The organism is Arthrobacter tecti, from assembly GCF_054511355.1.
The window spans coordinates 16,137-35,550 of sequence record NZ_JBTNCT010000001.1; the positions used below are offsets into that span (position 1 = coordinate 16,137).

Consider the following 19,414-nt stretch of genomic DNA (forward strand, 5'->3'; position numbering starts at 1 on the left):
TTCGGATAGTTTGAGGGTATGACTTTCCAGCAGGGCAGGGCGGCAGTGGTAACCGGTGCGAGCACTGGAATCGGCGAGGCGACCGTTCGGAGGCTCGCGGCGGACGGCTGGCGTGTCTGGGCAGTCGCGCGGCGGGCAGAACGGTTGGCCGCTTTGGCGAATCAGACCGGCGCCACCGCCGTCGCGCTGGATATCACCGACGACGACGGCGTTACCCGTCTCGTGGAGCAGGTCACCGCTGCGGGTGGGCTGGACACACTGATCAATATTGCCGGGGGAGCCAGGGGCACCGACTGGGTTGCCGATGCCAAGACCGAAGACTGGGAGTGGATGTACGAGGTCAACGTTGTCGGCACCATGAAGTTGACCCGCGCGTTCCTGCCGATGCTGCGGGAACACGGCGAGGGCACGGTAGTGAACCTGACGTCGACGGCGGCGACAGCTTCCTACGAGGGCGGCGCCGGCTACAACGCGGCGAAGGCAGCGCAACGTGCAATGACGCGCGCACTCAGGCTGGAGGAGGTGGAGAACAACGTGCGGGTGGTTGAGGTTCTTCCCGGGATGGTGCACACCGAGGAGTTCTCCCTGAACCGACTCGGTGACAAGTCTGCCGCTGAGAACGTGTATGCCGGGGTCGAGAAGCCGCTGACGGCCGGGGACGTCGCCGACGTAGTCACCTATGCCGTGTCAGTGCCGCACCACGTCAACCTGGATGAGATCGTTGTGCGTCCGGTTGCACAGGCCGCCGCGCACAAGGTGATTCGACGCACCAACTAGTGCTGCTGACCGGCGCGGTTCGCCGAAAACTACGCCGGCCGTTAGAATTGAGCCAGCAGCTTTGATCCGGCAATCACCGGTGAGCTTCCGGAAGAAAACCCCGTGCAGGGGCCAGTAGAACCGGACGGGTAAGCCCGTCACAGCAGTCATGAAGCGGCCTGTGCCTGGGTGTCCGGTGAAGATCGGGGAAACAGGGAGAGGCAAGCGAGGTGGTACCACGGGTCCATCCACGGCTTCGGCCAGGGGGAATCCGTCCTTGCACAAGCGAACCACCATTGCCCGTCGCACATTCGCCAGCTTCAGGACGTACCATGTCACAGATCTACCCCAAGGCCAGCGCCGCTGATCCGGCCGTCTCCGGGTCCGCTTCCCCAAGGTTCCCCGAGCTTGAGCAGCGCGTACTCAAGTACTGGGATGAAGACGGTACTTTCCAGGCCTCCATTGACCAGCGCGACGCCGGCGAGAACGGTGCGAATGAGTTCGTCTTTTACGACGGCCCTCCCTTCGCCAACGGACTGCCGCACTATGGACACCTGCTTACTGGTTACGCCAAGGATCTCGTGGGCCGCTACCAGACCCAGCGCGGACGCCGGGTCGAGCGCCGCTTCGGATGGGACACGCACGGGTTGCCTGCAGAGCTTGAGGCGATGAAGCAGCTCGGGATGAGCGACAAGAAGCAGATCGAAGCGATGGGCATCGACAAATTCAACCATGCCTGCCGCGCGTCGGTGATGAAGTATGCCGGGGAATGGCGGGACTACGTCACGCGCCAGGCGCGCTGGGTGGACTTCGAGAACGATTACAAGACCCTCAATGTCGAGTACATGGAGTCTGTGCTCTGGGCCTTCAAGACCCTCCATACCAAGGGCCTGACCTATAACGGGTACCGTGTGCTGCCGTATTGCTGGAAGGACGAGACTCCGCTGTCCAACCACGAACTGCGGATGGACGACGACGTCTATCAGGACCGCCAGGACCAGACCGTTACGGTCACCTTCCCGCTCGTTCCCGGTGATACCCCCCTCTCACGTGAGCTTGCCGGCGTCGAAGCCCTCGCCTGGACCACCACGCCCTGGACCCTGCCGACCAACGCCGCGCTGGCGGTCGGGCCGGACATCCACTACGCCATCGTTCCCGGCGCCGGTGAGGTCCAGGGCCGTCGGTTCCTCATCGCCGAGGAGCTGTTGGGAGGGTACGCCAAGGACCTGGGTTACGCCTCCGCCGAGGAGGCGCGCGCCGTCGTCGTCGGTACCCACCGGGGAACTGAACTCGAAGGCCTTGAATACCAGCCTCTCTGGGACTACCTCGTTGATCCGGAACGCGGCGGATACCGCAACGCGTTCCGTTTCCTCGTGGCGGACTACGTGACGACGACGGACGGCACCGGCATCGTCCACCAGTCGCCCGCCTACGGTGAAGAGGACCAGCGGATCTGCGAGGAGGCCGGTATTCAGGTTGTCCTCTCGGTCGATGAAGGTGCGCGTTTTCTTCCCATGTTCGAAGACGGTCCGCTGGCCGACATCGTGGGCCTGCAGGTCTTCGATGCCAACAAGACCATCACTCGGGTTCTGCGCGACGCAGGCAGGCTGGTCCGCCAGGCGAGCTACGTCCACAGCTACCCGCACTGCTGGCGCTGCCGCAATCCGCTGATCTACCGGGCAGTGTCCTCGTGGTTCGTCGAGGTGACGAGGATCAAGGAACGCATGGTTGAGCTGAATCAGCAGATCAACTGGATCCCGGAGAACGTCAAGGACGGCCAGTTCGGTAAGTGGCTTGAAAACGCCCGCGACTGGTCGATCAGCCGCAACCGCTACTGGGGCAGTCCGATCCCGGTCTGGGTCTGTGATGACCCCACCTATCCGCGGACCGACGTCTACGGCTCGCTTGCGGAGATCGAACGGGACTTCGGCCGTTTGCCGCTCAACGCCGCCGGCGAGGTGGACCTGCACCGCCCGTTCATCGACGAGCTGACCAGGCCCAACCCGGATGACCCTTCCGGGAACTCCACCATGCGGAGGGTCTCCGACGTACTGGACGTGTGGTTCGACTCCGGGTCGATGCCCTACGCACAGGTGCACTACCCGATGCAGAACGAGGACTGGTTCGAGTCCCACAACCCGGCCGACTTCATCGTTGAGTACATCGGGCAGACCCGCGGCTGGTTCTACACGCTGCACATCCTGGCAACCGCACTGTTCGACCGCCCGACGTTCAAGAATGTCATCAGCCACGGCATCGTCCTCGGTTCGGACGGACAGAAGATGTCAAAGAGCCTGCAGAATTATCCGGACGTGTCCGAGGTCCTGGACCGCGACGGTTCCGACGCCATGCGCTGGTTCCTCATGGCTTCGCCCATCCTGCGCGGAGGCAACCTGATCGTGACCGAGCAGGGCATCCGCGATGGCGTCCGCCAGGTCATCCTGCCGCTGTGGAACGTGTGGCACTTCTTCCGTCTCTACACCAACGCCGCGGCCGGCGGCGCGGGTTACGAGGCCAAGACCGTGACGGCCGAGGCGGCTTCGACACTGGCCGACCCGTTGGACCGCTACATTCTCGCCTACACCGGGAACCTGGTCGAGGACATGACAGTCTCGCTCGACGCCTTCAATATCAGTGACGCCTGTGAATCTCTGCGCCGCTACCTGGACACCCTGACCAACTGGTATGTCCGGCGCGGCCGGCAGCGCTTCTTCGACGAGGACACCGACGCGTTCGACGTGCTCTACACCTGCCTCGAGGCTGTGTGCCGGGTTGCGGCTCCGTTGCTGCCCCTGGTCACCGAGGAGATCTGGCGGGGACTTACGGGCGGCAGGTCGGTGCACCTGACGGACTGGGCGCCGTCGTCGTCGTTCTCTTCCGCCCCTGACCTCGTGGAGCGGATGGACCGCACCAGGCAGATCTGTTCAACCGGCTCGAGCCTGCGGAAGGCGGCGAACCTCCGGGTGCGCCTCCCGCTCGCCGAGCTGACCGTGGTCGCCCCTGGTGCAGGCGAGCTGGAAGGCAACTACCGCGCAATCATCGCGGATGAGCTGAACATCAAGTCGGTCCGGCTGATCGACTCCGCTGACGCCTCGCCCGAGGAGTTCGGCATCACCCGGAAGCTCGTGGTCAATGCGCGGGCCGCAGGGCCCCGCCTCGGGAAGAACGTGCAGACGGCGATCAAGGCCGCAAAGGCCGGGGACTGGTCCGTGGACGACGACGGCGCGGTCACCGCCGGAGGGCTCGATCTCAAGCCGAACGAGTACACACTGGAGACGGTCGTGGAGAACGACGACGCCGGATCCTCCTCCGCGGTCAGCGTGCTGCCGGGCGGTGGCTTCCTCGTGTTGAACACAGACGTCACTGACGAGTTGGCGGCCGAGGGCACAGCCCGCGACGTAATCCGCTCGATCCAGCAGGCGCGACGGGATGCGGATCTTCATATCAGTGACCGCGTCCTCACCACGGTGGAGGCGGGGGAGGAGGTCCTCGGTGCCCTCTCGGTGCACGCCGAACTGGTCAAGCAGGAGACCCTGACCGCCGAACTGGAGCTGGTGAGGGGCGAGTCATCCGAAGGGGATGGAGTAGTGGTGAAGGTGGTGCGGCAGGCATGAGCGAGAATAGCAACCAGTCCGACGGCGGCATCGACCGCTTCTCGGTCGAGAGCGTCTACGCGGAACTGTTGAGTCGCGCACCTGAGAACAAGATGGAGCCGCGCATGGCTCCGCTGTTCCGGGTCATGGAGATCCTTGGCGAACCGAACCGGGCAGTGCCGATTATCCACATCACCGGAACCAACGGGAAGACATCCACGGCACGCATGATCGAGGGGATCCTGCGCGCACACGACCTGCGAACCGGGCGTTACACCAGTCCCCACCTCACGCGCGTGACGGAGCGGATCAGTATCGACGGCGAACCGGTAGCGGACGAGACCTTCGTTCGGATCTGGGACGAGATCCGCCCCTACCTGGAGATCGTCGACGGTGAACTCGACGCCGCGGGTGAGCCCCGATTGACCTATTTCGAGTGCGTGACCATCCTTGCGTTCGCGGTCTTCGCTGATGAGCCGGTGGATGTTGCCGTGCTCGAAGTCGGGCTCGGCGGCATCACGGACGCCACGAACGTGGGAGATGGAGCAGTGGCAGTAGTGACGCCGATCTCGCTCGATCACACGGAGCTGCTGGGGGACACCCCGGGTGACATCGCTGTAGAGAAGGCCGGGATCATCAAGCCCGGTGGATTCCTGGTCAGCGCCGCGCAGCCGCAGGACGCGGCTCAGGTGCTCCTCGAGAGGGCCCGTGACGCCGGTGTCGAGTTCCGTTTCCAGGGAGTGGAGTTCGGGGTGGAGGAGCGTCGGATCGCTGTTGGCGGCCAGCAAATCTCCGTGACGGGGATCGCCGGCAGGTATTCCGAGGTGTTGCTTCCGCTGCACGGCGAGCATCAGGCACAGAACGCAGCGGTAGCCATTGCAGCTGTGGAGGCGTTCCTTGGCGGGGGCACCAAGGAGCTCGATGCCGACGTCGTCCGTGCCGGGCTCGAGTCGGTGACCTCTCCCGGGAGGCTTGAGCTCGTGAGGACGGCGCCGAGCATCCTGATCGACGCGGCACACAATGCTGCGGGCGCCCGCGCCTCGGCCAAGGCCATCAACGAGGCGTTCGAGTTCAGCAAGCTGGTCCTGGTGATCGGCGTACTTAGGGACAAGGATGCCGGTGCCATCCTTGCGGAGCTGCACGAGGAACTCGGTGGCATCCTGGAGGACGTGTGCCTCACCCAGTCAACCTCGCCCCGTGCGATCCCGCCGGAGGAGTTGCGTCGGGAAGCGCTCGCGGCAGGGTTCGCCGATGAACGCATACACATCGCGGAACGCCTCGACGATGCGCTCGAATGGGCAGTCATGACGGCCGAGGCAGACGGGGATCTCGGTGGTGGTGGAGTTCTCGTGACCGGTTCAATCACGGTGGTGGGCGAAGCCCGCACCCTGCTCGGCAAGTAGGAGACGGCGATGGTTCGACAGACCAAGGCACAGCGTCAATGGCGCCCCGGCATGCCGAAGAAACGCCGTTCGGTGAAGGTGATGTTCGCCTCCACCGTGCTGCTCCTTGAAGCGTTCGTGGTGCTCTTCGCCACTCTGGTGGTGTTCGGGCTGCGCGGCGACGAGATTTCCGTCGGGGCCATCCTCGGAGTTGGCCTGGGACTGAGTGCGGTGCTGATTTTCTCCTGCGCGCTGCTGACCAAACCGTACGGTATCCTCCTGGGCTGGATACTGCAGGGGCTGATCATTCTGACGGGAATCGCTGAGCCGATGATGTTCGTGGTCGGAGTCCTGTTTGCCCTGACCTGGCTGTACGGGATCAGGACAGGCGCCCGGCTGGATCGCGAGAACGTGGAACGCGACAGGCAGCAGGCCGAATGGGAGCGCGCACACCCCGAGCAGGCAGACGGCGCGTAGGACTCCACCTGAGTTTAGTAGAGTCAACGGTGGAAACGGGCCGGCTACGCTGGCCGCATCAACGTGGAAAGAGGTTGTTCGATGAGTGCTGAGCGCACCCTGGTACTGGTCAAGCCCGACGGCGTTTCCCGTGGACTGAGCGGGGAAATCCTCGCGCGGGTTGAGGCCAAAGGGTACAAACTGGTCGATTTGTCGCTTGTCTCCGCCACACGGGACAAGCTCGAAGCCCATTATGCCGAGCACGTCGGCAAGCCCTTTTACGAACCCCTCGTCGAGTTCATGCTCAGCGGGCCCATTGTAGCGGCCGTCTTTGAGGGCGAGCGTGTGATTGAGGGCTTCCGCTCACTTGCCGGAGCAACGGAGCCGACGACGGCGGCACCCGGCACCATCCGCGGCGATTTCGGCCGTGACTGGGGGCTGAAGGTGCAGCAGAACCTCGTGCACGGATCTGATTCCGCGGAGTCCGCGGAAAAGGAAATCGGCATCTGGTTCAACTGACCCGTAGGCTTGAGCGCATGACTGAATACCGGAGACTTGGCACATCTGGATTGAGCGTTTCGGTGGTCGGCCTGGGGTGTAACAACCTTGGCCGGCCGGGGACGCCGTCGGAATCGCAACGAGGCGCCAACGCCGTCATCAGCGCGGCGGTTGAAGCGGGCATCACCCTGTTCGACGTCGCTGACTCCTACGGCCGGACGCCCGGGCTGAGCGAGGAGATGCTCGGCAGGGCGCTGGGGCGCAACCGGGACGACGTCGTTCTGGCAACCAAGTTTGGACTCGACCTGAAGGGCGCCAACGGGCCGGACTGGGGTGCCCGCGGCTCCCGTCGATACATCATCCGGGCTGTCGAAGCTTCTCTGAAACGGTTGAACACCGAATGGATCGACCTCTACCAGTACCATGCGCCCGACGCCGCAACGCCGATCGATGAGACGCTGTCCGCGCTGGACCACCTTGTACAGAGCGGCAAGGTCCGGTACATCGGGCACTCAAATTTCGCGGGCTGGCAGGTCGCTGAAGCCGAGTACGTTGCCCGCCAACTCGGGTGTACCCGGTTTATCTCAGCGCAGAACCACTACAACCTGCTGGAACGCAAGGTGGAACGTGAGGTTGTCCCGGCCACAACCGCTTACGGCCTCGGTCTCCTGCCATACTTCCCGCTCGCCAATGGCCTCCTCACGGGGAAGTACGGGGCCGGTAGCGCTCCTGCGGGGAGCCGGTTGACGCATTCCCGCACAAACCTGCTCGACCAGGCGGATTGGGACCAACTGGCTGATTTCAGCGCCTACGCGCGGGCCCGCTCCCTGACCGAGCTCCAGGTGGCGTTCTCCTGGCTGGCGAGCCGGCCCACCGTGACCAGCGTCATCGCCGGCGCTACAAAGCCGGAGCAGGTCAGGCAGAACGCGGAGGCCGTCAGCTGGGTTCCCACGGAGGCAGACCTTGAGGAGCTGGACAGGATCTTCCCGGCAAACTGACGCCGGGCACACTTCGAGTGGGCGGCAATAACGCTTCTACAGAAATGGAATCCGTTACTGCCGCCCGCTCGATGAGCAATCAGTGGAACGTTCGGCCGTTCACGCGCTCGGAGGCACCCACCCGGTCGAGGTAGGGAGTGATACCGCCGAGATGCATGGGCCAGCCGGCGCCGAGGATCATGCAGAGGTCAATATCCTGGGGAGCGGCAACCACGCCAACACTCAGCATCCGGCCAATCTCATCCGCGAGCGCGTCCTGGGTGCGCCGCAGCACTTCCTCGCTGGTCGAGGACGATGAACCAAACTCAAGCAGCCCAAGGGTTTCTTCCGGCACGACGTCGTTTCCGGCGTCATCCTTTTGCCACAGTCCCTGCTTCCCGGCGTCAATAAGCCGCTGCTGGTTCTTCGACAGATGGAAACGGTCGCCGAAAGCGTGGTTCAGTGATTCCTGTACATGCTGTCCGACAGGTAGCCCTACGAGGGCCAGGAGCTTGAACGGTGTCATGGGAAGGCCCATCGGGCGCAGCGCATTATCCGCCGTGGCGGCAGCTGTTCCTTCATCGAAGACCGCCGTGATTTCGCCGAACATGCGGCCGAGAATTCGATTGACCACAAACGCCGGCGCATCCTTCACGAGGACCGCGGACTTCTTGAGTTCCTTGGCTGCCGCGAACGCGGTGGCGAGGACTTCCTGGCTGGTGTGCGGAGCGTTGACGATCTCCAGCAGCGGCATTGCGGCCACAGGGTTGAAGAAGTGGAAACCCACCACTCGCTCGGGGTGTTTGAGGTCCTCAGCCATCGCTGCAACGGAAAGCGAGGACGTGTTGGTGGCAAGAATGCAGTCCGGGGAAACGACCTCCTCCACCTCTGCAAACACGCCCTTCTTCACCTGTTGTTCTTCGAACACCGCTTCGATGACGAAGTCAGCGTCGGCGAAGGCTGCTTTCGATATGGAGCCGGATACCAGCCCCTTGATCCGGTTGGCGGCGTCAGCGGACAGGCGCTTCTTCCCGAGCAGTTTTTCCACTTCGCCGTGCACCCAGCCCACGCCCTTGTCCACCCGTGACTGGTCTATATCGGTGAGTACAACCGGAACGCGAAGCTGCCGTGCGAAAAGCAGTGCTAGCTGGCTCGCCATCAATCCGGCACCAACCACGCCCACCTTGGTAACAGGCCGCGCCAGGGCTGCATCGGGTGCGCCGGCGGGACGCTTGGCCCGCTTCTGGACCAGGTCCAGAAACGCATACACCGTTGCGTGGAACTGGGGCGACTGCATCAGTTCCGTAAGTGCCTCGCATTCCGCGGCTGCCGATTCTTCGCGCGTTCGGTGCTGGGCCGCCTCAAACAGGTCCAGCACCTTTCCGGGCGCCGGGGCAGCATTTCCCGTCTTCGACTCGACGAAGGCACGTCCGGCCACCACAGCAGCCTTCCATTCGCCGTCGTCATACCGGGACAGGTCGGCGCGACGCGCCTCCACGGAAGAAGCATCCGAGAGCACGCCCGGGGCCCACTGAAGCGACTGCTCCAGGAAATCCGCCGGCTCAAAGAGCGCATCAGCGATGCCGATGTCATATGCCGCGCGGCCGTCCAGCATGCGGTTGTTGCTGAGCGGGTTTTCAATCATCACCTTCAACGCCGCAGCCGGGCCGGTGAGACGGGGCAGCCGATACACGCCGCCCCAGCCCGGGACCAACCCGATGAAAGCCTCAGGTAGTCCGATACCGGAAGCTCCGGTCGAGACTGTGCGATAGGTGGCCGCGAGTGCAATTTCCAACCCGCCGCCCAACGCAACACCGTTGATGAAGGCGAAGCTCGGCACACCCAGACCGCCGAGCAGGTTGTACGCGGAGTGGCCAAGCTCGGCCATGAGGCGGCCATGCTCGGCCGCCTTCAACGATTTCACCGTTGACAGATCGGCGCCTGCAGCGAGGAAATAGGGTTTGCCCGTCAGCCCGACGGCGACCAGCTCACCCGCACCTGCGCGTTTCTGCAGCGATTCCAGGGTGCGACCGAACTCGATGAGCGTGTTGGGCCCGAGCGTGGTTGGTTTGTTGTCATCCAGTCCGTTGTCCAGCGTGATCAGCGCCATGGTCCCGGCACCGCCAGGGAGTTCAACATCCTGCACGAGCGAGTGCGTTACCACCTCATCGGGCACCAGTGCGGCCAGTTCTTCGAAGCGATAAAAACTCATGCTGCGTCCTCCGAGATCTTCAGCGAGTAATCTGCGTGGTGCGGGTTCTCCCAGACGACGGTTCCGCCCATTCCCAATCCCACGCACATGGTGGTCATCCCATAACGCGCGCTGGGGTCCTCCTCGAACTGGCGAGCCAGCTGGGTCATCAGACGCACCCCCGAGGAGGCTAGTGGATGCCCGACGGCAATCGCGCCTCCATAGCGGTTGACCCTCGGATCATCGTCCGCGATCCCGAAATGATCCAGGAACGAAAGCACTTGAACGGCGAACGCCTCATTGATCTCGAACAGGCCGATATCCTCAATGCGCAACCCCGCCTGGCGCAGTGCCTTCTCTGTGGCAGGGACTGGTCCGATTCCCATCACTTCGGGTTCAACACCGGCGAAGGCATAGGAGACCAGGCGCATCTTCACCGGCAATCCCAGCTCGGCCGCAGCATCGGAGGAAGCGAGCAGGGCCGCGGTCGCGCCGTCGTTCAGCCCTGCTGCGTTGCCGGCGGTGACCCGCCCGTGCGGGCGGAACGGTGTGCGAAGCGAAGCCAGATCCTCCAGAGATGTGCCGGGGCGAGGGGGCTCGTCTTCGTGGTGCAGAGTCCAGCCCGAACCGGATTTCCTCCCGGCAACGGGCACGAGGTCGGGCTGGATCCGGTTGCTTCCGTAGGCTTCGGCGAGTTTCGCCTGACTCGCGACGGCATAGGAATCAGCACGTTCCTTGGTGACCGCAGGGAAGCGATCGTGCAGGTTCTCCGCAGTGTTGCCCATATTGAGCGCCGCCGGGTCGACGAGCTTTTCCGTGAGGAACCGGGGGTTGGGATCGGACCCGGCGCCCATCGGGTGGTGGCCCATGTGCTCAACACCGCCGGCGACGACGACATCATAGGCCCCGAAGGCGATGCCCGAAGCTGTGGTGGTCACAGCGGTCATGGCGCCCGCACACATTCGGTCGATGGCAAATCCAGGGACCGTTCGCGGAAGCCCGGCGAGCAGGGCGGCCGTTCGTCCGAGTGTGAGCCCCTGATCGCCGGTCTGGGTTGTTGCGGCAATTGCGACGTCGTCGATGCGTCCCGGGGGGAGCGACGGATTGCGGCGCAGAAGTTCGCGAATGCATTTGACGATAAGGTCATCTGCCCTGGTTCCCGCGTGGATCCCCTTCTCGCCGGCCTTGCCGAAAGGCGTCCTTACGCCGTCAACAAAGACGACCTCCCGAACTTGCCGCCCTGTTGCTGTGGACTCTGTGGGCATGATTGCTCCTCATCGAGTAACTGGATCAGCCCTTATGTTACTCGTGGGTAACATCACGCCGCAATACGTCCGACGCGCTCACTGGCCTTTGGGTTGTTTGGGCTGAAGCGGATCGGGGTCAAGGAAGGCAACGGTGATCACCGCGGCTACCTGCTCGATCTGCCAGCGGCGGGCGCCGAGCTCGGCCAGAGCGGCCGACACCGTGTCGAGGTCTGCTGGTGAGGGAGGGCGCCAGGCAAGCCTGCGAAGGTAGTCGGGAGTGAGAAGGTTTTCGACGGGCATATTTAGCTTTCCCGCCACGGCGGCTACCCGCGGCTTGGCGGTTTGCAGCCGTGCGGCCGCCGCCGGATCCTTCTCCGGCCAGACGCGCGGGGGAGGAGGGGCGTTGGTGGGTAGCTGCAGCTCTGGGAGGTCCCGTGACATACGAGCCGCGGTGATACACCGAAGCCATCGCGGAGCTTCACGCTGGGCCGCCCTGCCATGGAATCCGTTCACGCTGAGCAGCTGGGGTACGGTCTGCGGCATGGCCCGTGCCGCTGCCACTATCGCGGCGTCCGGGATCAGCCTGCCGGGTGCGACGTCGCGCTTTTCCGCCAGGAGCTCCCGCTCCGTCCATAACTCGCGCACGGCCGCTAACTGCCTCCGGTCACGCACCTGGTGGACGCCGGATGTGCGACGCCAGGGATCCACCTTCGGGGGCGCCGGCGGACTGGTCCGGATGAACTCGAATTCCTCCTGCGCGATTGCCAGTTTCCTGTTCCCATCGAGGATCTCGATGAGGTGCGCGCGCAGTTCCACGAGCACTTCAACATCCAGGGCCGCATAGCGCAGCCATGGTTCCGGCAGGGGACGCTGGGACCAGTCCGCTGCCGAGTGTTCCTTCGCCAGCGTGAACCCCAGCAGGCTCTCGATGACCGCGGCAAGCCCTACCCGCGGCAAGCCGGCCAGTCGGGCAGCCAGCTCGGTGTCGAAAAGCTTATCCGGCCACATACCGAGCGCGGACAGGCACGGAAGGTCCTGGGTGGAAGCGTGGAGAATCCACTCAACCCCAGAGAGCGCGTCGTTGATGATCGACAAGTCGGGAAAAGGCTCCGGATCAATCAGCCAGGTGCCTGCTTCCTCCCGACGGATCTGGACCAGGAAGGCCCGCTGACCGTAACGGAAGCCGGACGCTCGTTCAGCATCAACTGCTGCGGGCCCGGTCCCGGAGGCCAGCGTTTTTGCCGCGCGTTCCAGACCGGCGGGTGTGTCGATGACAAACGGGACGCCTTCGCGGGGCGATTCGAGCAACGGAAGTTCAGTGGCGGGGCCGGCAGCGGATGCGCTGACACCTGCGGCGCTGCTGTCAGGCTCGGATTGCTGCTGGATCATGGTGATGCCAGTCTAACCGTGCTACTGCGCGGAACCGGGGCATTGCAACGCCCCTGGTTCGCTGTTGATCCGCAGCGCAGCCCTAGTTTCGGCGTCGGTTGGTCAGTGCGGCAACGCCGTCGGGCAACGGCGGAAGACCGGCAAACGTGCACACCATGTCGGCCCAGGCTTCGAGATGGTTCTGTACACTTCCCGAATCGGGGGTCCAGGAAGCCCGCAGCTCGATGTCAATGGTGTCAACACGATCGGCAAGCGATCCGAAACTTTCAGAGAGGATGCGCGTGGCGGTTCCTCCTGCTGACCGGTGGCCGGCCTCGTGCGTCTGCAGCGCTTCAACCAGCCAGGTCCATGCAACGGAGCCCAGTAGGGCGTCATTGCCCATGTCCGGCTCCAACTGGGCGCGGATGTAGGTGACGATCCGGAACGTTCCATCCCAGACTTCGGACCCGTCTGGGTCATAGAGGAGGATAAAGCGGCCTGTGGCCAGCTCCTCGGGATCTGCAGGCTGTAGGGCGGCCCGTGCCGGACCATGCACGGGAACGGGACCCGGACGAGCGTCCTGCAGGACCTCGGCGCCCAAGGCCACCGCGTATGGCGCGAGCCGGGAGGGCGCCGGAATCTCATCGAGGCGGAGTTCACTGCGGCACTTCGCGTGCCTCAGGCCGGCAAGGGCATTCAGGAATTCTGGGGGGACCTTCGAAAGGTCACCAATAGCACTCACCTTCGAAGGTTATGCCCCAACCCGGTGTCCACTCGGAGTGCCACGCCGGACGATGCTGCAAACACCCGGCTGAAAACGCAGCTAACCGGCCGCCACTTCGCTCCGGATTGCCGCGGCGAAGGCATCCACGTCCTCAGGCGTAGTGTCGAACGAGCACATCCACCGCACCTCACCTGTGGACTGATCCCAGTCGTAAAAACGGAACTGCTCGCGGATGCGGTCCGCCGTACCGGGCGGAAGGATCGCGAAAACCGCGTTCGCCGTCGTCGGCTGCGTCAACGTGACGCCCTCGATCCCGGAGACGGCCGCCGTGAGCCGCGCCGCCATGGCGTTGGCGTGGCTCGCGGAGCGAAGCCAAAGTCCATTTTCGAGGAGCGCGAGGAGCTGGGCGGAAACAAATCGCATCTTGGAGGCAAGCTGCATGTTCATTTTGCGGAGATACTCCAGCCCAGTGGCCGCAGCTGGATTCAGCACCACCACGCATTCGCCGAACATCAGGCCATTTTTTGTCCCACCGAAAGACAGGACATCGACGCCGGCATCCCGGGTGAAGGCACGGAGCGGTAGTCCGAGGGCGGCAGCCGCATTGGCGATCCGTGCTCCGTCCAGGTGCAGATGCATGCCGCGGGCGTGCACATGGTCAGCGATAACACGGATCTCTTCAGGGGTATAGAGCGTGCCGAGTTCGGTGGTCTGGGTGATCGAGACTGCCAGCGGCTGCGCCCGATGTTCATCCCCCCAGCCCCAGGCTTCGAGGTCTATCAGTTCGGGCGTGAGCTTGCCGTCCGGCGTGGCGACAGCGAGCAGTTTCATTCCGCCGACCCGCTCCGGAGCACCGTTCTCGTCCACATTGATGTGGGCGGTCTTCGCGCAGATCACCGCACCCCAGCGCGGCAGCAGCGACTGCAGGCCCAGAACGTTGGCGCCCGTGCCGTTGAATACCGGGTAGGCCAAAGTTCCGTCGCCGAAATGCTCCACCATCAGTTCGCCCAGGCGTGAGGTGTACACGTCCTCGCCGTAGGCGACCTGATGGCCATGGTTGGCGGCAGCAAGAGCTGTGAGTACCTCGGCGTGTACACCGGAGTAGTTGTCGGAGGCGAAGCCCCGCACGCTGGGGTCGTGCAGGCGGGCAGGGACAGAGATGGTTTCAGTCACTATTCCAGTATTCCGTATCGGTAGGTTCAGTCCGCGAGTACCAGACGCAGGCCGTTGATCGAGGCCGGCTCCTGGTCGAAGAGACCGGCCAGCGTGGCGGCAAGGTCCCGAACGTGCGTGTATCCGGGAAAGCGTCGGTCCGGTCTCGCGGCCTGCATGTCGTCGTCGAGCAGTGCCTTGACGACGACGATCGCGGCGGCCGGTCCCTTCGCATCGCTCCCGGACTGACCGGCGAATTCGTGTGCCACCGCGCGAACCCAGGTTTCGGCGGCTGCTTTCACAGCCGCGTACGAGGCGTTGCTTGCGGTGGGTTGATCGACGGCGGTGGCTGAGACGATGGCGAGCCTTCCCCGAGGGGACCTCGCAAGATCCGCAGCGAACGAACGGGTGGTGTTTCGCAGCGTTGTCAGCACGGACGTGTGCAGGAACTCGTAGTCCTCCTCGGCTTGTCCTTCGATGCCCGTTCCTCCCCGCCACCCGCCTACGAGGTGAATCAGTCCGTCTACCGCAATGCCCTCGTCCCGCAGACCAGCTGCGAGTGAACCGACTTCGCCAGCGTCCGCAAGGTTGCACGTGCGTAGGTCGACCGTGGGCATGTGACCAAGCGCGCTGCTCTGCAGGCGTCCGGAGTCCGACCCGACGGCTATCACTTTCGCACCCACACCAGATAGCACCTCAGCCGTGGCTATTCCGGCCGGGCTCGTTGCTCCTGCGATCAGGACGTGCAGATTTGAATGGTCGCTCACGAATTACGCCCAGTGATGCCGGCTGTCGATTCGATGACGTCTTTCATCTTGCGGTCCAGCGCCTCGAAGAACATGGAGAGGGGGAACTCATCGTCCAGGACGGCGTCCGTAAGACCGCGCGGCGGTCCGTCCAGCGGCAGCGCATCGGGTCCCTTGGCCCAGATCGAGGCAGGGTGCGGCGTGACGGTTGCAGAAACGAGTTCGTAGGCAGCGAGCCAGTGCGCAATCTTGGGGCGGTCGATCGAGCGCCAGTACAGCTGCTGGATCTTCTCACCCAGGGCAATGACGACGCCGGGTACTTCGTCCCAGTCGACGGTCAGGGTGGTGTCGGTCCAGTGCAATACGCGGTTCTGGTGCAGCCAGGCAAAGAGCAGCTGCCCTCCGAGGCCGTCGTAGTTCCGCACCCGGCTGCCCGTGATGGCGAATCGGAAGATCCGGTCGAAAATCACCGCGTACTGCACGAGGCGGGCGTGGCGGCGCGCTTCATCGGAGGCATCGTCGTCGGCCGCTATCCGGACGGATTCGCGGAAGGCGGTGAGGTCACACCGCAACTCCTCAAGCGAGTAGAGGAAGTACGGCATACGCTGCTTGATCATGAAGGGGTCGAATGGCAGATCACCGCGCATGTGTGTTCTGTCATGAATGAGATCCCACATGACGAAAGTCTCTTCGGCGAGGTGCTGGTCTTCGAGGAGAAGACGGGCCTCTTCCGGCAGCTCCAGGCGCGTGATGTCGGCCGCCGCTGCCACGACACGACGGAAGCGGGCTGCCTCCCGGTCCGCGAAGATAGCTCCCCACGTGAACTGTGGGGTCTCGCGGACGGCGACGGTCTCGGGGAAAAGCACCGCGGAGTTGGTGTCATAACCAGGCGTGAAGTCAAGAAACCTGATGGGAACGAAGAGCTTGTTGGAGTAGTCGCCGGCCTCGAGCTCAGCGATGAACTCCGGCCAGAGAACCTCGATGAGCACGGCTTCGACCAGACGGTTGGTACTTCCGTTCTGGGTATACATGGGGAAGATCACCAGATGTCGGCGTCCGTTGGCGCGCTCCAGCTGTGGCTGGAACTGCACCAGCGAATCCAGGAAGTCCGGCACGCCGAGACCTGCGTCCTTCCAACGGCCGAAGTCGGTCACCAGCGCATCCAGATACGCATGGTCGTGTGGGAACAGCGGCGCGAGTTCCTGGATGCAGCGGATGATGGTATCCACGTTCGCCGAGGCTGCCGGTATGTCCGCCTGGTCGGCAATGGAGCCGTCCTTCGCCTGCAAAGGCTGGAGGGCTGCCGCGGCACCCTTGAGATCGTGCCATGCGGGAAGCGTGTGCGGCTGGTTCTCGGGATTCGTCCGGATGCTGGAGTCGAGGGTCTGGGTCACGATTCCTCCTGGTTCGGTTGCGTGGATCAGTAGCGTGGTGATTGCTTCCGAGGGTAGCAATAGAACAGGTAACCTAATCCATCAGAACGTCATGCGTAAGGAACTCTTATTCCGTATCCCGTAGAACAAGGGTTTGGCTTCTACGGCCCCTTCGGCTTCGTCAGCCCTGCGGCACCAGACGCATGGAGACCGAGTTGATGCAATAGCGCTGGTCCGTGGGCGTGCCGTACCCTTCGCCCTCGAAAACATGGCCGAGGTGCGAGTCGCAGCGCGCGCATCTGACCTCGACCCGCTCCATGCCCAGGGTCTTGTCCCGGATGTAACGGACGCGATCCTCGGCGAGCGGTGCCCAGAACGATGGCCAACCACAGTGGGAATCGAACTTCTCGTTGCTCGTGAACAGCTCATGTCCGCATGCCCTGCACTGGTACATTCCGCGGGTGTGCGTGTCATGGTACTCACCGGTGAAAGGCCGTTCAGTGCCTGCCTGGCGCAGGACGTGGTACTCCTCGGGTGTCAGCTCCTGACGCCACTCTTCGTCGGTCTTCTCGATACGGTCGGTGTCGGCGCCGTGGCCGGTTTCAGGAAGTTGCTCTGGAGTGCTCATGTCCTCGTTAACGACTAGGAGTCGCCGATAAATCCCGAACCCGAATACAGATGCAAAACCGGCACGCCGAGTTTGTCCTGCGCCTGGTTCGCCCAATCGGTGTGGAACGTGTCCGCCACAGCGTGTGGGCGTGTGATCACAACTGCCTGCCTTGCCTGGCGTTCGTTGGCCGCGTTGACCACGGCTTCTACGGCATTGCCCGGAGCTACAGCCCCTTGTGCGTCCAATCCGGCGGCTGCCAGTGCTGCGAGGGAGCGTTGCAGGGAGCTTTCGGCCGAAACCCGCGTCTCTTCGGGGCTTGGCTGTCCTTGCGACAGATCACGGAACGCCTCCGCGAACTCAAGAAGACTGAGATGGTGCAGGAACTCCCCGAGTACGTTCTTATGACGGTCTTCGGGTATCACCACGAAGTAGCTGGGAGCGTCCTCGCCTGCCAGAGTTTGAAGGTTACGGATATCAGCCGCTTCGATGGGCTCTTCCGCCAGTACCACGATCGTCTCAACCATGAGTCCACAGTAGTGCGCCGCGGCTCACGCACCTAGCTGTCCATCGACACTCCGCTCACCCGGTATGTTCGTCCCGCGAGAGTACAGTCAGCCACAATAGGGGTATGCCAACCAGTACCGCATCCGCCGTCGCAACTGGCCGGCCGTGGCTACGTTGGACCCTTGTTGGCCTCGGCGCGGGCGCCGCGGCAACCTCCATCGTCGCCGCTGCCACCTCCGCCCTGGCCGCCCACTTCGCCAAGGAAGTAGTCACGCCGCGCAAGCGCGACGAGAAGCTTGAAATTCTTGCGCTGATACAGACAGCGGACGGCCAGCAGGTAATCCTGCCCGCGAATGAGGACACAACCATAGAGGGAACCTACAGTCTCTATTTCGATGGCGGCCGCGGTCATGCCCGCATCGGAGCCATTCGTTCGTATGTGCCGAGGGAAGGCACGGTGCAACGCGACGTCGAGGCCGTTTACTCGGGCGACCTCCGCTCAGCCACACGCGGATGGTGGAGCGGCGCGGTCTATCCAACGCCCTCCGCCCTGGGCTATGCGGATGAACACGTGGATGTTCCGGTCTCTGGGGGTTACGCGCCGGCGTGGCTTATCCGGGCCGAGACGCCGGCAAGAACGTGGGCAATCATGGTTCACGGTAGGGGAGTGCAGCGCTCGGAGGGCCTGAGGGCAGTCCACACCGCACGGGAGCTCGGTATGACCAGCCTGCTCGTTTCCTACCGGAACGACGGCGAAGCCCCATATGCGCCGGACGGCCGTTACGGGCTTGGAATGACCGAATGGCAGGACGTTGAGTCCGCCATGGAGTACGCGTTCGCCAACGGCGCGGAGGACATTGCGCTGTTCGGTTGGTCGATGGGTGGTGCCATTTGCCTGCAGGTTGCGGACGTGTCGAGATATCGCAACCGGATCAGGGCGCTTGTCCTGGATGGTCCGGTCATCGACTGGATGGACGTGCTTACCCATCACGCCGAAATCAACCGCATCCCGGCTCCTGCGGGCAGACTGGGTCAGTGGCTGATCTCGAACAGCATTGGACGGGCCGTTACCGGGCTAGCGACTCCGGTGGACCTGAAGAGCATGGATTGGGTTTCCAGGGCCGAGCAGCTTACGGTCTCGACCCTGATCCTGCACAGCGAGGATGACGAGTTCGTCCCCGTGGGGCCGTCCGCCGAGCTGGCCGAACGCAACCCGCGATTTGTCACATTTGAACGCTTTCACAGGGCTCGGCACACCAAGGAATGGAACGCGGATCCTGTTCAATGGCACACAGTCACTCAGGAGTGGCTACGGCGTGTTGTGTTCGACCGTCCCGCTCCCCGCGGCGCTTCAGGCGGCTGATCCCTGATCTTGCGTTTGATTCGTCCGAGCATGGCCGCCATGCCGCGCATCCGCAGGGGAGTGATAGCGCGGGTCAGGCCGAGGCGTTCGGGAACATCATCCGGCACTGCCAGGATGTCAGCCGCCGGTAAGCCGTCCAGGCCCTCCTGAAGGACACCGGCGAACCCACGGGTAGTAGGGGCCTCAGGGGGTGCCGAGAAAAAAAGCGCTACGGAACGTTGTTCGTCGTCGGAAATTTCAACGGTAAGGAACAGGGGACTCTGGCACTCAACCACTTGCTCGAGGAGTTCTGGATGACCCTGCAGCCGTTCGGGCAACGCAGGCAGCCCACGTGAGAACTCCAGCAGCAACTGAAGCCGGTCCGCCTCGGAAAGTGCCTGAAAATCGTCAACAATTTCTGCGAGCTGTCGGGGTAATGCGCTTGTTTCCACTGCCATCCTCACCACGCCCCGGGCATGCGCCCGGGGCTACTTC

Annotated in this window: 17 protein-coding genes; 7 read left to right on the forward strand and 10 right to left on the reverse strand. The window is 63.6% G+C overall.

From position 1 onward, the window contains the following. Positions 1 to 18 precede the first annotated feature (18 nt). The 6 genes from ACX80C_RS00085 (at position 19) to ACX80C_RS00110 (ending at position 7,683) form a co-directional block, all read left to right on the forward strand. A complete protein-coding gene (locus ACX80C_RS00085; RefSeq protein ID WP_459324197.1) occupies positions 19 to 777 on the forward strand; it encodes an SDR family oxidoreductase in 759 nt (252 codons plus the stop codon). Between the two features lie 311 nt (positions 778 to 1,088). Then, complete coding sequence (ileS, locus tag ACX80C_RS00090; RefSeq protein ID WP_459324198.1) at positions 1,089 to 4,370, forward strand: isoleucine--tRNA ligase; 3,282 nt, start codon at positions 1,089 to 1,091, stop codon at positions 4,368 to 4,370. Continuing rightward, complete coding sequence (locus ACX80C_RS00095; protein WP_459324199.1) at positions 4,367 to 5,752, forward strand: bifunctional folylpolyglutamate synthase/dihydrofolate synthase; 1,386 nt, start codon at positions 4,367 to 4,369, stop codon at positions 5,750 to 5,752. Before ileS ends, ACX80C_RS00095 begins: the two co-directional genes overlap by 4 nt. Before the next feature lie 9 nt (positions 5,753 to 5,761). Next, on the forward strand, positions 5,762 to 6,208 hold the full coding sequence (locus ACX80C_RS00100; protein WP_459324200.1) for a DUF4233 domain-containing protein: 447 nt from the start codon (positions 5,762 to 5,764) through the stop codon (positions 6,206 to 6,208). 81 nt (positions 6,209 to 6,289) lie between these two features. Further along, positions 6,290 to 6,706: a nucleoside-diphosphate kinase gene (gene ndk, locus ACX80C_RS00105; RefSeq protein ID WP_459324201.1), complete on the forward strand. Its 417-nt coding sequence runs from the start codon at positions 6,290 to 6,292 to the stop codon at positions 6,704 to 6,706. Positions 6,707 to 6,723: 17 nt separating this feature from the next. Beyond that, positions 6,724 to 7,683, forward strand: a complete 960-nt coding sequence (locus ACX80C_RS00110; protein ID WP_459324202.1) for an aldo/keto reductase — start codon at positions 6,724 to 6,726, stop codon at positions 7,681 to 7,683. Between the two features lie 79 nt (positions 7,684 to 7,762). On the opposite strand, the gene ACX80C_RS00115 is transcribed toward ACX80C_RS00110, so the two are convergent. The 9 genes from ACX80C_RS00115 to ACX80C_RS00155 form a co-directional block, all read right to left on the reverse strand. Beyond that, positions 7,763 to 9,874, reverse strand: coding sequence for a 3-hydroxyacyl-CoA dehydrogenase NAD-binding domain-containing protein (locus ACX80C_RS00115; RefSeq protein ID WP_459324203.1), 2,112 nt, complete (start codon positions 9,872 to 9,874; stop codon positions 7,763 to 7,765). Further along, positions 9,871 to 11,118 carry a thiolase family protein gene (locus ACX80C_RS00120; RefSeq protein WP_459324204.1) on the reverse strand — a complete coding sequence of 416 codons (1,248 nt, stop codon included), beginning with the start codon at positions 11,116 to 11,118 and terminating at the stop codon, positions 9,871 to 9,873. The genes ACX80C_RS00115 and ACX80C_RS00120 overlap by 4 nt, the downstream gene beginning before the upstream one ends. A gap of 78 nt (positions 11,119 to 11,196) precedes the next feature. Then, entirely contained in the window at positions 11,197 to 12,489 is a 1,293-nt protein-coding gene (locus ACX80C_RS00125; protein ID WP_459324205.1) for an HRDC domain-containing protein, read from the reverse strand. 82 nt (positions 12,490 to 12,571) lie between these two features. Then, positions 12,572 to 13,210 (reverse strand): DUF3000 domain-containing protein, encoded by a 639-nt coding sequence (locus ACX80C_RS00130; protein WP_459324206.1) that lies wholly within the window; start codon positions 13,208 to 13,210, stop codon positions 12,572 to 12,574. A gap of 81 nt (positions 13,211 to 13,291) precedes the next feature. Continuing rightward, the gene (locus tag ACX80C_RS00135) at positions 13,292 to 14,365 is read right to left on the reverse strand and encodes a threonine aldolase family protein (protein ID WP_459324207.1); all 1,074 of its coding nucleotides are present in this window, start codon (positions 14,363 to 14,365) and stop codon (positions 13,292 to 13,294) included. Between the two features lie 26 nt (positions 14,366 to 14,391). Beyond that, positions 14,392 to 15,111, reverse strand: coding sequence for an SDR family NAD(P)-dependent oxidoreductase (locus tag ACX80C_RS00140; protein ID WP_459324208.1), 720 nt, complete (start codon positions 15,109 to 15,111; stop codon positions 14,392 to 14,394). Next, positions 15,108 to 16,484, reverse strand: a complete 1,377-nt coding sequence (locus ACX80C_RS00145; RefSeq protein ID WP_459324209.1) for a DUF6421 family protein — start codon at positions 16,482 to 16,484, stop codon at positions 15,108 to 15,110. The genes ACX80C_RS00140 and ACX80C_RS00145 overlap by 4 nt, the downstream gene beginning before the upstream one ends. A gap of 160 nt (positions 16,485 to 16,644) precedes the next feature. Beyond that, positions 16,645 to 17,091, reverse strand: coding sequence for a peptide-methionine (R)-S-oxide reductase MsrB (gene msrB / locus ACX80C_RS00150; RefSeq protein ID WP_459324210.1), 447 nt, complete (start codon positions 17,089 to 17,091; stop codon positions 16,645 to 16,647). A 14-nt stretch (positions 17,092 to 17,105) separates the two neighbouring features. Further along, positions 17,106 to 17,597 (reverse strand): hypothetical protein, encoded by a 492-nt coding sequence (locus ACX80C_RS00155; protein WP_459324211.1) that lies wholly within the window; start codon positions 17,595 to 17,597, stop codon positions 17,106 to 17,108. Between the two features lie 104 nt (positions 17,598 to 17,701). Here ACX80C_RS00155 and ACX80C_RS00160 point away from each other — a divergent pair, with 104 nt between their 5' ends. Next, on the forward strand, positions 17,702 to 18,940 hold the full coding sequence (locus ACX80C_RS00160; RefSeq protein WP_459324212.1) for an alpha/beta hydrolase family protein: 1,239 nt from the start codon (positions 17,702 to 17,704) through the stop codon (positions 18,938 to 18,940). On the opposite strand, the gene ACX80C_RS00165 is transcribed toward ACX80C_RS00160, so the two are convergent. Further along, on the reverse strand, positions 18,877 to 19,371 hold the full coding sequence (locus ACX80C_RS00165; protein WP_459324213.1) for a SufE family protein: 495 nt from the start codon (positions 19,369 to 19,371) through the stop codon (positions 18,877 to 18,879). The two genes, ACX80C_RS00160 and ACX80C_RS00165, sit on opposite strands and share 64 nt — an antisense overlap. Between the last annotated feature and the right edge of the window lie 43 nt (positions 19,372 to 19,414).